This is a genomic window from Pseudomonas sp. GG8 (assembly GCF_052976945.1).
In genome coordinates this window covers 5038287-5051736 of the sequence record NZ_JBRIIP010000001.1, presented here as the reverse complement: position 1 = coordinate 5051736, position 13450 = coordinate 5038287, and the positions used below count along the sequence as shown (strand labels likewise).

Below are 13450 nucleotides of genomic sequence, written 5' to 3'. Positions count from 1 at the left end.
CCGATGGGCGCGCTTTCACATCTACGGGTCCTCGACTTGTCGCGGGTTCTTGCTGGACCTTGGGCCGGACAGATTCTTGCTGACCTCGGTGCCGAGGTGATCAAGGTCGAACGCCCAGGCAATGGCGATGACACTCGCGCCTGGGGCCCTCCGTTCCTTAAGGACGCCGAGGGCGAGAACACCAGTGAAGCGGCGTATTACCTGTCGGCCAACAGGAACAAGCAGTCAGTCACCATAGACTTCACCCGGCCTGAGGGTCAGAAGTTGGTGCGGGAGCTGGCTGCCAAGTCCGACATCGTCATCGAGAACTTCAAGGTCGGTGGGTTGGCGGCATATGGCTTGGACTATGAGGCGCTAAAAGCCATCAATCCCAAGCTTATCTATTGCTCGATCACCGGGTTTGGCCAAAGCGGTCCTTATGCCAAGCGGGCCGGCTACGATTTCATGATTCAAGGCCTTGGTGGTTTGATGAGCCTTACGGGGCGTCCGGAGGGTGATGAGGGCGCCGGGCCGGTCAAGGTCGGTGTGGCGCTGACGGACATTCTTACCGGGCTCTATTCGACGGTTGCGATTCTGGCGGCTCTCGCTCACCGGGATCAGGGCGGTGTTGGTCAGCATATCGATATGGCTTTGCTTGATGTGCAAGTGGCTTGTCTGGCCAATCAGGCGATGAACTACCTGACGACCGGGGTGGCGCCACGCAGGTTGGGCAACGCTCATCCCAATATCGTGCCTTACCAGGATTTTCCCACTGCTGATGGCAACTTCATCCTTACGGTAGGTAATGACGGTCAGTTCAGAAAGTTCGCCGAGGTTGCCGGGCAACCGCAGTGGGCTGAAGATCCGCGCTTCCTGACTAATAACCTGCGCGTTGCCCATAGGGCCGAACTGATCCCTCTCATCCGCCAGGCGACGGTTTTCAAGACCACCGCTGAATGGGTGACTGCGCTCGAGCGTGCCGGCGTGCCGTGTGGGCCGATTAACGACCTGGCACAGGTGTTTGCTGATCCACAGGTTCAGGCGCGCGGGCTGGCTATTACTATGCCGCACGCGCTGGCCGGAAGTGTGCCTCAGGTCGCCAGCCCTATCCGGTTGTCTGAGACGCCGGTTGAGTATCGTTTTGCCCCGCCGCTATTGGGTGAACATACGTTGGAGGTATTAGAGCGTGTCCTGGGTCTGGATGCCGACGCTGTAGATGTTCTGCGCCAGGCAGGTGTGCTGTAGCCATATAGCTATATATAGAGGGCTGATTTAAGGCTATCCATTAGCGTTTACTGGCATGTTTTACCAAAGTGACAGGTTTATGAAATTAGGTGTTGACGCCCCAGCTAATCTCTCTATAATTCGCACCTCTTCCGGAGCAGGCGAAACGGAAAACTCCTTGTAAATCAAAGAGTTATCCAGAGTAAGCGGCGAGGAAGGGGTTTTGATCTTCTGGATCGAAAGCGGTAGAAAAGAGGTGTTGACAGCAGCGTGTAACGCTGTAGAATTCGCCTCCCGCTAACGAGAGACGTGAAGTTGATCGAAGCGCAAGTGGTTGAAGTTGCAAAGGAAACTTTGAAACTTGTTAAAATAACCGCTTGACAGCAACAAGGGCTGCTGTAGAATGCGCGCCTCGGCTGAGACGAAAGATCTCAACCACCCGCTCTTTAACAACTGAATCAAGCAATTCGTGTGGGTGCTTGTGTTGTAAGACTGAAGTCAACTGATTATCAGCATCACAAGTTACTCCGCGAGAAATCAAAGATGTAACCAACGATTGCTGAGCTAAGTTTAGGGTTTTGTCAAAACCCAAAGATGTTTGAACTGAAGAGTTTGATCATGGCTCAGATTGAACGCTGGCGGCAGGCCTAACACATGCAAGTCGAGCGGCAGCACGGGTACTTGTACCTGGTGGCGAGCGGCGGACGGGTGAGTAATACCTAGGAATCTGCCTGGTAGTGGGGGATAACGTTCGGAAACGGACGCTAATACCGCATACGTCCTACGGGAGAAAGCAGGGGACCTTCGGGCCTTGCGCTATCAGATGAGCCTAGGTCGGATTAGCTAGTTGGTGAGGTAATGGCTCACCAAGGCTACGATCCGTAACTGGTCTGAGAGGATGATCAGTCACACTGGAACTGAGACACGGTCCAGACTCCTACGGGAGGCAGCAGTGGGGAATATTGGACAATGGGCGAAAGCCTGATCCAGCCATGCCGCGTGTGTGAAGAAGGTCTTCGGATTGTAAAGCACTTTAAGTTGGGAGGAAGGGCATTAACCTAATACGTTAGTGTTTTGACGTTACCGACAGAATAAGCACCGGCTAACTCTGTGCCAGCAGCCGCGGTAATACAGAGGGTGCAAGCGTTAATCGGAATTACTGGGCGTAAAGCGCGCGTAGGTGGTTCGTTAAGTTGGATGTGAAATCCCCGGGCTCAACCTGGGAACTGCATTCAAAACTGTCGAGCTAGAGTATGGTAGAGGGTGGTGGAATTTCCTGTGTAGCGGTGAAATGCGTAGATATAGGAAGGAACACCAGTGGCGAAGGCGACCACCTGGACTGATACTGACACTGAGGTGCGAAAGCGTGGGGAGCAAACAGGATTAGATACCCTGGTAGTCCACGCCGTAAACGATGTCAACTAGCCGTTGGGAGCCTTGAGCTCTTAGTGGCGCAGCTAACGCATTAAGTTGACCGCCTGGGGAGTACGGCCGCAAGGTTAAAACTCAAATGAATTGACGGGGGCCCGCACAAGCGGTGGAGCATGTGGTTTAATTCGAAGCAACGCGAAGAACCTTACCAGGCCTTGACATCCAATGAATCTGCTAGAGATAGCGGAGTGCCTTCGGGAGCATTGAGACAGGTGCTGCATGGCTGTCGTCAGCTCGTGTCGTGAGATGTTGGGTTAAGTCCCGTAACGAGCGCAACCCTTGTCCTTAGTTACCAGCGCGTAATGGCGGGCACTCTAAGGAGACTGCCGGTGACAAACCGGAGGAAGGTGGGGATGACGTCAAGTCATCATGGCCCTTACGGCCTGGGCTACACACGTGCTACAATGGTCGGTACAGAGGGTCGCCAAGCCGCGAGGTGGAGCTAATCCCAGAAAACCGATCGTAGTCCGGATCGCAGTCTGCAACTCGACTGCGTGAAGTCGGAATCGCTAGTAATCGCGAATCAGAATGTCGCGGTGAATACGTTCCCGGGCCTTGTACACACCGCCCGTCACACCATGGGAGTGGGTTGCACCAGAAGTAGCTAGTCTAACCTTCGGGAGGACGGTTACCACGGTGTGATTCATGACTGGGGTGAAGTCGTAACAAGGTAGCCGTAGGGGAACCTGCGGCTGGATCACCTCCTTAATCGAAGACCTCAGCTTCTTCATAAGTTCCCACACGAATTGCTTGATTCATTGAAAAAGACGATTTAGAAGCAGCCCGAAATTGGGTCTGTAGCTCAGTTGGTTAGAGCGCACCCCTGATAAGGGTGAGGTCGGCAGTTCGAATCTGCCCAGACCCACCAATTTTGTGTGGGAAACGCCTGTAGAGATACGGGGCCATAGCTCAGCTGGGAGAGCGCCTGCCTTGCACGCAGGAGGTCAACGGTTCGATCCCGTTTGGCTCCACCACTTACTGCTTCTGTATTGTAGAGTTTAGAAATGAGCATTCCATCGGTTCGATGGTGAATGTTGATTTCTAGTCTTTGATTAGATCGTTCTTTAAAAATTTGGGTATGTGATAGAAAGTTAGACCGGACAGCACTTTCACTGGTGGTGTTACGGGCTAAGGTAAAATTTGTGAGTTAAATTGCGAATTTTCGGCGAATGTCGTCTTCATAGTATAACCAGATTGCTTGGGGTTATATGGTCAAGTGAAGAAGCGCATACGGTGGATGCCTTGGCAGTCAGAGGCGATGAAAGACGTGGTAGCCTGCGAAAAGCTTCGGGGAGTCGGCAAACAGACTTTGATCCGGAGATGTCTGAATGGGGGAACCCAGCGGTCATAAGACCGTTACCTTACACTGAATACATAGGTGTATGGAGCGAACCAGGGGAACTGAAACATCTAAGTACCCTGAGGAAAAGAAATCAACCGAGATTCCCTTAGTAGTGGCGAGCGAACGGGGACCAGCCCTTAAGCTGTATTGAGATTAGCGGAACGTTCTGGAAAGGACGGCCATAGTGGGTGATAGCCCTGTACGCGAAAATCTCTTTGCAGTGAAATCGAGTAGGACGGAGCACGAGAAACTTTGTCTGAATATGGGGGGACCATCCTCCAAGGCTAAATACTACTGACTGACCGATAGTGAACTAGTACCGTGAGGGAAAGGCGAAAAGAACCCCGGAGAGGGGAGTGAAATAGATCCTGAAACCGTATGCGTACAAGCAGTGGGAGCCCACTTTGTTGGGTGACTGCGTACCTTTTGTATAATGGGTCAGCGACTTATTTTCAGTGGCGAGCTTAACCGAATAGGGGAGGCGTAGCGAAAGCGAGTCTTAATAGGGCGTCTAGTCGCTGGGAATAGACCCGAAACCGGGCGATCTATCCATGGGCAGGTTGAAGGTTGGGTAACACTAACTGGAGGACCGAACCGACTACCGTTGAAAAGTTAGCGGATGACCTGTGGATCGGAGTGAAAGGCTAATCAAGCTCGGAGATAGCTGGTTCTCCTCGAAAGCTATTTAGGTAGCGCCTCATGTATCACTGTAGGGGGTAGAGCACTGTTTCGGCTAGGGGATCATCCCGATTTACCAACCCGATGCAAACTCCGAATACCTACAAGTGCCGAGCATGGGAGACACACGGCGGGTGCTAACGTCCGTCGTGAAAAGGGAAACAACCCAGACCGTCAGCTAAGGTCCCAAAGTTATGGTTAAGTGGGAAACGATGTGGGAAGGCTTAGACAGCTAGGAGGTTGGCTTAGAAGCAGCCACCCTTTAAAGAAAGCGTAATAGCTCACTAGTCGAGTCGGCCTGCGCGGAAGATGTAACGGGGCTCAAACCATACACCGAAGCTACGGGTATCACTTAGGTGATGCGGTAGAGGAGCGTTCTGTAAGCCTGTGAAGGTGAGTTGAGAAGCTTGCTGGAGGTATCAGAAGTGCGAATGCTGACATGAGTAACGATAATGGGTGTGAAAAACACCCACGCCGAAAGACCAAGGTTTCCTGCGCAACGTTAATCGACGCAGGGTTAGTCGGTCCCTAAGGCGAGGCTGAAAAGCGTAGTCGATGGAAAACAGGTTAATATTCCTGTACTTCTGGTTATTGCGATGGAGGGACGGAGAAGGCTAGGCCAGCTTGGCGTTGGTTGTCCAAGTTTAAGGTGGTAGGCTGAGATCTTAGGTAAATCCGGGATCTTAAGGCCGAGAGCTGATGACGAGTGTGCTTAGGCACACGAAGTGGTTGATGCCATGCTTCCAAGAAAAGCTTCTAAGCTTCAGGTAACCAGGAACCGTACCCCAAACCGACACAGGTGGTTGGGTAGAGAATACCAAGGCGCTTGAGAGAACTCGGGTGAAGGAACTAGGCAAAATGGCACCGTAACTTCGGGAGAAGGTGCGCCGGTGAGGGTGAAGCATTTACTGCGTAAGCCCATGCCGGTCGAAGATACCAGGCCGCTGCGACTGTTTATTAAAAACACAGCACTCTGCAAACACGAAAGTGGACGTATAGGGTGTGACGCCTGCCCGGTGCCGGAAGGTTAATTGATGGGGTTAGCTAACGCGAAGCTCTTGATCGAAGCCCCGGTAAACGGCGGCCGTAACTATAACGGTCCTAAGGTAGCGAAATTCCTTGTCGGGTAAGTTCCGACCTGCACGAATGGCGTAACGATGGCGGCGCTGTCTCCACCCGAGACTCAGTGAAATTGAAATCGCTGTGAAGATGCAGTGTATCCGCGGCTAGACGGAAAGACCCCGTGAACCTTTACTATAGCTTTGCACTGGACTTTGAATTTGCTTGTGTAGGATAGGTGGGAGGCTTTGAAGCGTGGACGCCAGTCTGCGTGGAGCCAACCTTGAAATACCACCCTGGCAACTTTGAGGTTCTAACTCAGGTCCGTTATCCGGATCGAGGACAGTGTATGGTGGGTAGTTTGACTGGGGCGGTCTCCTCCTAAAGAGTAACGGAGGAGTACGAAGGTGCGCTCAGACCGGTCGGAAATCGGTCGTAGAGTATAAAGGCAAAAGCGCGCTTGACTGCGAGACAGACACGTCGAGCAGGTACGAAAGTAGGTCTTAGTGATCCGGTGGTTCTGTATGGAAGGGCCATCGCTCAACGGATAAAAGGTACTCCGGGGATAACAGGCTGATACCGCCCAAGAGTTCATATCGACGGCGGTGTTTGGCACCTCGATGTCGGCTCATCACATCCTGGGGCTGAAGCCGGTCCCAAGGGTATGGCTGTTCGCCATTTAAAGTGGTACGCGAGCTGGGTTTAGAACGTCGTGAGACAGTTCGGTCCCTATCTGCCGTGGACGTTTGAGATTTGAGAGGGGCTGCTCCTAGTACGAGAGGACCGGAGTGGACGAACCTCTGGTGTTCCGGTTGTCACGCCAGTGGCATTGCCGGGTAGCTACGTTCGGAATAGATAACCGCTGAAAGCATCTAAGCGGGAAACTAGCCTCAAGATGAGATCTCACTGGGACCTTGAGTCCCCTGAAGGGCCGTCGAAGACTACGACGTTGATAGGTTGGGTGTGTAAGCGCTGTGAGGCGTTGAGCTAACCAATACTAATTGCCCGTGAGGCTTGACCATATAACACCCAAGCAATTTGCGTCGAAAGAGCAGATTGCGGTGTGTGAAGACGACACAAACCGAAAATTGGCAACAACCCACAGATCTATCACATCCCCATTAGTTGGCCCGTTGCGCGCAAGCACGACGATCCGGCAGCCGAATTTCTTGACGACCATAGAGCATTGGAACCACCTGATCCCATCCCGAACTCAGCAGTGAAACGATGCATCGCCGATGGTAGTGTGGGGTTTCCCCATGTGAGAGTAGGTCATCGTCAAGATTAAATTCCGAAACCCCTGTTTGCTTACGCAAACAGGGGTTTTGTTTTAGTGAGAGTTACCGAAATTAGCTGGCACGTTACCCCTGTAACGGATCGGCATCAGAATTTCTTGACGACCATAGAGCATTGGAACCACCTGATCCCATCCCGAACTCAGCAGTGAAACGATGCATCGCCGATGGTAGTGTGGGGTTTCCCCATGTGAGAGTAGGTCATCGTCAAGATTGAATTCCAAAACCCCTGTCTGCTGATGCAGACAGGGGTTTTGTTTTTGCGGCTTACTAAAGCGTAGATGTCAGGCGAACATAGTGCGCACGTTGTTCATCGCATCGTCGGCAAAAGCCTGCAGGAATGCTTGAAACGCTGGCAATGAGTCCGGCCAGTCTGAAGACGGCTCACCGACGATTGTCCACGTCGCGCGGCACTGATCATCACCTTGCTCTGCTACGGTCATGGATGCCCATAGATTGCCGATAGGCAGGGTGGTGTATATCAGCGACCAGGTCATATAACGCGCGTCATCGTCGCGAGAGTTAAGCTGTTCGACCACTACGTTGCCATCCTTGAACAGCTTTTTGCGTATCGAACGCACGCCACTTCCGGTCATCTCGCAGGCGTCCAGCGCCGGAATGAACGCCGGAAAACCAGCGAAATTACCGACGATACCCCACACGCTTCGCGCATGACTTGCTACTTCTACCGCAGAGACCACACGGCAACTTTCAGGGTTTCTGATCAGGGTGTCCGGTTGCAGATTTTCCAATGTGTTGAGGGTATTCATGATGTTCTCCAGCGGGTTGGTTTAGATAAAGTCGATTTCTTTCAGGTACTCGCAACCTTTGTGCAGCAGTGCCTCTGTTTTTAGCGGATAGCACTCGCCCATACGCCGCACACCGGCTCGGGCGTTGTCGTGCTGGATCATTGAGATATCGCCGATGTCTTCTTCAAAGCCATCGAGATAGAACCCCAGCACCCCGAATAGCGCGTTCTGGTTGTCGACTCGGCTGAGTTGTTTTTGCCAGTGTGCAGTGCTGACCATCTCGAACTCCCGCCCCGCCTCACGGAACGCAGCCACGTAGTCAGTCCAGCTCAGCAGTTCGGGGTTGTGCAGGTTGAATACCGCATGACTGGCTTGATAACGGCTGGCATGAAAGCCAATGAAACGGGCGAGGAAGTCGACGGGCATTAGATCAAAGTTCATGGCGAACTCGGGCACCTGGCCCAATTGCATAGAGCCCTTGAGCATCAGCATCAATCGGTTCTTGTGGGGTTGGCAGACGCCGGTGACACTGTTGAACGCGATGTTGCCGGGTCGGTAGATGTTTACCCATACGCCCTGATCACTGGCGCGTTGCAGGATGCGCTCGGCAACCCACTTGGAGAGGTTGTAACCATTCTTGATATAGATCGGTGGGGATGCGGCGGCCGGTTGCTCCAGCACGTTGCCGGCGGCATCAATGGTGCTGCAGGCCGATAGCGTAGAAACGAAATTAAAGATTTTCTTGCTACGACCTTCACACAGACGCAGGCATTCGAAAATGGGTTCGACGTTATCCTTGATCAGCGTTTCGTAATCCTGAACATGGTTAACATTGGCTGCGTTGTGCACCAGTACGCCGAACTCACGGTCGATGTATTCGTACACTTCGGCGCTGAGGCCCAGTTGCGGTTGAGTGATGTCTGCGGGGTAAACCGTCACCCTGCTCAGGTCCAGATGCTCGAGACGGTTTTCTCGCAGTGATTGAGCGAAGCGCGCTTGTGCACTTTGTCCGCCACCTTCACGAACCAGACAAACAATCTCACTGGCACCCCAATCAAGAAGGGCTTGAACAATATGCACGCCCAGAAAGCCATTGGCGCCAGTGACAACCACCTTATGCACATCTCCCAACTGGTTGATAGGCAATACCGCCATGTCCAGCTGAGGATTGGCATCAAGCAGTGCTTGCGCGCTGACGGTGCACGCGGACGATTGTGCTCCGTCGTTATCGATCAGTGTCGCAAGCGTGCGCAGTGTCGGGGCTTCGATGAAGCGGTTGATCGGGATGCCTCGCCCGAACTGTTCACGAATCCCCAATAGCATCTGTGAGAGCAGGATTGAGTGGCCACCGAGATTGAAGAAGCTTTCCTCCGTGGAGATATCGGCAGACGGCATCTCAAGTAACTCTGCCCAGAGAGTGAGTAGCTGCTGCTCTACAGCTGTTTCCGGCAGGCGTCGCAACTGCACGTCGAGGAAGGAGACCGGCAGCTCCAGCAACGCCTTACGATCGACCTTGCCATTGCTGGCGAAGGGCATACTCACCAACTCGGTGTACGTGGCGGGGCGCATATAATCGGGCAACATTCGCTCGGCATGAGCCCTCAGCGCCTGACGAGCTACGCTGGGTTGGTCCTGCAGTGGCTGGGCAACAAACGCCATAATCCGCCGTTGCGCATCGACGACCACCGCCACCTGCCGATACAACTGGCTGCCACGCAGGCAATGTTCTATTTCCTCGGGCTCGACGCGAAAGCCGCGAATTTTCACTTGGTTATCGCGTCGGCCACAGATCTCGATGCCGCTGTCGGTCCATTTGCCGATATCGCCCGTGCGGTAGACCCGTAGGCTTCGGCCTCCAGGCAATTGCAGGTTCAGGTAACGTTCTGCAGTCTGTGTCGGGTTGTTCAGGTAACCCAGGCATACGCCCGGTCCGGCGATATACAGCTCGCCGGGCGTCTGCTCGGGCACGGGTTGAAATTGCTCGTCGAGGATCAGCACCTGGCTATTGGCAATGGGCAGACCCAGATTGCGATTGCTGCTGTCCGCGTGGAACATCCCACAGGTGACCAGCACCGTCGCCTCGGTCGGGCCATAAAGGTTGTAGAAACGGCATTGCCCGGCCAGCCGCTCGATGACGTACGGCTCGCAGACATCGCCACCGGTCATCAGATGGTCAAGCCCCAGTGGCCGTTCGAGCGGCAGGATGCTCAGCAGTGCGGGTGGCAGAAACGCGTGGCTGATGTGTTGACCAAGCAGCTCAACCAGCAGCAGAGGATCGCGGCGCTGTTCTTCACTGGGCACTACCAGTTCCGCGCCGCTGAGCAATGTCGGGAAGATGTCGATCACTGAAGAGTCGAAGCTAAGCGTCGAGAAATGAAGCACGCGGCTGTGCTCGGACAGGCTCACCTGCTCGGCGTACCAGGCCGTGAAATGGCTGAGGTTGCGCTGGCTGAGCAATACACCTTTAGGGTGACCCGTGGTGCCCGATGTGTAGAGCGCCATGCACGGCGCCTCACGGGTGGGACGCTGGCGCATCAGTGAGCGCATGGGGTCGCGCTCATCCGCGCCCACATGGCTGATGTCTAGCCCTGGCCATTGCTCACCGAGCGGATGTTGTCCGTTATGGAGTAGCAGCACGGCACCGGCGTTTTCCAGAATGTACTGCTGACGCTGGATTGGCTGGCTCGGGTCCAGCGGCAAATACACAGCACCGCAACCAAGAATGGCGAGGATCGCGGCAAACAGGGCGACTGATTTCGGCATGCAGATACCGATCACCGGCGGGCCATCATCCGGCCCGGTCCCCTGTTCTGCCAGCACGCTCAGCAACCGTTTCTGGATCGCCAGGCTGTGCGCATGCAGAGCCTCATAGCTGATCTGCTTGCCGCCGATGTTCAGCGCAGTCCGCTCGGCAAACCGCAACAGACTCTGATCCAGGCGCACAATCATCGGTATCTCGGCGAGCGCTAGCAGATGTGGCTGAACGGTGCGGTTGAATCGGTGTTCGAACGCCAGTTGTTCGAGTATGCCCAGCCCTTTTTGCTGCGCCGCGTGAGGGGGCTCGACAGTGGGTGCTTGAAGAAAATACTCGGCATCGCGAGATAGACGGCTGACGTGCAGCGCGACGGTCTCCACCAGCGTCGCAATCGCGGAGTCGCGTAATACCCGACCATTGCCCGAGGTGTCGGCGACCAGTAATTGACGCGATATCAGGCGTTGCCCGGAGGCAGTACCGAACCAACAGAGCAACTCCAGTTGTGGCAGGCCATGATCCGTAACGGGACCGAGCCCGACGCGCAAACCCAAACGGGGGCGCGCGCCAAAGGCTTTCTCCTGCTGTGCGGTCAATGTCAGGCTGCCATCCTCGATCAGCATGCACGCGTCGGTACAGAGGCACAGGTCCAGCGCCCGGGGATCTGTCAAACGATGCAACTGATGACCATGCTCCTCCAGCTCCGCAATCAGTGTGTTCAAGGCCAGGCTCTGGCCAATCAGCACAATCTCAAGACGTTTCATCGCAGTGATCCTTGGCTGATAGAGCCGGGCAGATAGTCAGCCAGCGCACGCTGTACACAGGGGGATTCGAGCACCGAGCTGCTGTTGAAAAAGCGCACGATGTTGCCCACCAGCGGGTGATGACGATTGATCGGGAAGGTCACGGCCAAGGCTTCGTCCTTGAGCGCTTGTTTGACTGACTCGGCGACCGCCAGGTGATCGATTAGCGTGAAGTCGAAACCCTTCTGGATCTCGTGGGTCAGGTACTGGCGGATGAATACCGGCATGATCCGCGCGATGCTTTCGCGGTCCGACTCGGGCGCGGTATGCCAGTAGATACGCACCAGCCGCGCCCAAAACCCGGAGTGCCGTCCCTCATCAAGCAGGTGGTCGGCCATCATCCCCTTGATCGATTGTTTGACCGACTCGTCCTTGGCGAACGCGGCGACATCGTTAGTCACCGTGTTCTCGGCGATGGCCACGCAAATCAGTTCAACCGCACTGCGCAGATGCTCGGGGGCCAAGGTCAGGGCGGCGGGTATCGCCCGGCTCAGCTCGATTTCTCGGGGTAGCTCGATGGGCTCGATGCCAGTCAGGGCGATGGTCTGTTGCATGAAATCCATCGCGACCAGGGCGTGGTAATCCTCATCAACGACGATGGTCATGGCGTCGTAACGACAGGCAAAGGGGAAGCGAATCGCAAAGTGGTTTTTGGCGATCCCACGCGCCGTTTTGTCGACGATTTCTGTCTCGAAAATCACCACGTCATTGATGAATTTGTAGAGGCTTTGCGTCAGGGCGAAATCGCGCAAGTGTGCGCACTCACGGGTGAACGTTTCACTGAGGACCAAGGGCTGGCGGCTGAGTGGATAGATGAGCTTTTCATCGTTTTCGATGATCCGGCGCGGGCGCGTGCGAATCGTCGCACGACCCTCCCAGGCATCGGCGAAGGACTGATAGTCATCGGCAATCATACGTGGGACTCCATCTGTTCAGCCCGCATGCTCAGGCGCAGTTTGTCCCAGAGGGTCATCCGGCTTTCGATGGCTGCAATGGCAGCTTCATAAACGTCGCGCTGACGCTGTTCGTCGCCATTGACCAGTCGTGCCAGAAGCTCTTGAGCTGCAGGGCCGTGATCTTCGGAGTCGACCTCAATGTGGCGTTGCAGGTAATAGTGAAAGGTGGGCGCTTGCTCAACGGTGATGCCCCAATCGTCGAGGATGCGCTGGAACATCAGCGGGATGACGCTTTCCCGTCCGTGCAGAAATGCTGCTGCCACACGATGAGCGGGTGCATGCAGCGCGGTGTCGAGAGTGTGTTTGACGAAACAATAAGCAGCCTGTCCAGCACCGACATTCTGCAGCGCGGTTTCATAGCTAACGCCTTCTTTTTGCAGTGCGACGAAGCGCTCGATGGGCAGCGTATTGGCGCCGACTTCGCGCATGGCATCCAGGTACAGCTCGAAATGGCTGTAATGACCGTGGCTCAATTTGGCGTCCGACTCCTCACCCAATACGATTTCATTGATCAGGCGCGCAGCCTTGGGGTCTCTGGGGGGGAGCCACGGAAGCTGGGTGCAGGTCAATTCTTGCTGTAAGCGCTTGGTCAGGGACATAAAGTCCCATACGGCAAATACATGGGTTTCCATGAAACGTCGCAGCACCTGAATTGAATCGATTTCAGAAAATATGGGGTGATTGCTGAGTGCTGCTTTTTTACGATCAAGCCTAAGTTCGAAGTTGTTCATGGGGAGCACCTTAGTGGGGACTTTCAATCAACGGTCAGTGGGTTAACTCAGTGGGTGAACATTGTCGGCGCACGGGGTGTGGCTCTTTAATTTAGACGAATAGAAGCCTCGAAGTTGAATGCGTGAATAAGCAGTTATCTGCCGTCGGTGGTTGTGTCCATTGGGCTGCAGGGTCAGGCCCGGCAGGGCTTCAGGCGGAGCACGATTGAATGGTCAGTGGCGACGAAGGAAAAGTTAAAGCACTTCAAAAGTGTCAGGCAAGTTATTTTTATATTATTTGTGGTGGCGTCTTTTTTAAGTAATACCGTGCCAGCTAAAAACCATGGGCTAGGTTTTAGTTGGCAGCAAGTAACCCTTCCGGCCTATTAAAGTCAGAATATTTACTAACGAGTGAATGCCTCACTCAGGGTCACTCAATAGTGGAGAAGTTATATTTTCGTTTTTTTAGGCA

Annotated in this window: 5 protein-coding genes, 2 tRNA genes and 4 rRNA genes; 7 read left to right on the top strand and 4 right to left on the bottom strand. The window is 54.4% G+C overall.

Annotated elements, in window-relative coordinates; genetic code table 11:
- Positions 1 to 3 precede the first annotated feature (3 nt).
- The 7 genes from ACVBEG_RS23785 (at position 4) to rrf (ACVBEG_RS23755) (ending at position 7221) form a co-directional block, all read left to right on the top strand.
- A complete protein-coding gene (locus tag ACVBEG_RS23785) occupies positions 4 to 1224 on the top strand; it encodes a CaiB/BaiF CoA transferase family protein (RefSeq protein ID WP_323565625.1) in 1221 nt (406 codons plus the stop codon).
- A gap of 579 nt (positions 1225 to 1803) precedes the next feature.
- Positions 1804 to 3342: ribosomal RNA gene (locus ACVBEG_RS23780) — 16S ribosomal RNA — on the top strand.
- A gap of 83 nt (positions 3343 to 3425) precedes the next feature.
- Positions 3426 to 3502 (top strand) — tRNA-Ile (locus tag ACVBEG_RS23775).
- A 30-nt stretch (positions 3503 to 3532) separates the two neighbouring features.
- Positions 3533 to 3608, top strand: a tRNA-Ala gene (locus ACVBEG_RS23770).
- A 236-nt stretch (positions 3609 to 3844) separates the two neighbouring features.
- Positions 3845 to 6735: ribosomal RNA gene (locus ACVBEG_RS23765) — 23S ribosomal RNA — on the top strand.
- A 146-nt stretch (positions 6736 to 6881) separates the two neighbouring features.
- Positions 6882 to 6997, top strand: a 5S ribosomal RNA gene (rrf, locus tag ACVBEG_RS23760).
- 108 nt (positions 6998 to 7105) lie between these two features.
- Positions 7106 to 7221: ribosomal RNA gene (rrf, locus tag ACVBEG_RS23755) — 5S ribosomal RNA — on the top strand.
- Together the 16S, 23S and 5S rRNA genes with 2 tRNA genes alongside form the textbook arrangement of a ribosomal RNA operon.
- 71 nt (positions 7222 to 7292) lie before the next feature.
- On the opposite strand, the gene ACVBEG_RS23750 is transcribed toward rrf (ACVBEG_RS23755), so the two are convergent.
- Genes ACVBEG_RS23750 through ACVBEG_RS23735 form a run of 4 tightly spaced genes read right to left on the bottom strand, consistent with a single transcriptional unit; the run spans position 7293 to position 12999 of the window.
- Positions 7293 to 7778 carry an SRPBCC family protein gene (locus ACVBEG_RS23750; RefSeq protein ID WP_322177219.1) on the bottom strand — a complete coding sequence of 162 codons (486 nt, stop codon included), beginning with the start codon at positions 7776 to 7778 and terminating at the stop codon, positions 7293 to 7295.
- 21 nt (positions 7779 to 7799) lie between these two features.
- Positions 7800 to 11273, bottom strand: coding sequence for a non-ribosomal peptide synthetase (locus ACVBEG_RS23745; protein ID WP_322177220.1), 3474 nt, complete (start codon positions 11271 to 11273; stop codon positions 7800 to 7802).
- A complete protein-coding gene (locus tag ACVBEG_RS23740; protein WP_322177221.1) occupies positions 11270 to 12226 on the bottom strand; it encodes a diiron oxygenase in 957 nt (318 codons plus the stop codon). Before ACVBEG_RS23740 ends, ACVBEG_RS23745 begins: the two co-directional genes overlap by 4 nt.
- Positions 12223 to 12999 carry a DUF3050 domain-containing protein gene (locus tag ACVBEG_RS23735; RefSeq protein WP_322177222.1) on the bottom strand — a complete coding sequence of 259 codons (777 nt, stop codon included), beginning with the start codon at positions 12997 to 12999 and terminating at the stop codon, positions 12223 to 12225. The genes ACVBEG_RS23740 and ACVBEG_RS23735 overlap by 4 nt, the downstream gene beginning before the upstream one ends.
- Between the last annotated feature and the right edge of the window lie 451 nt (positions 13000 to 13450).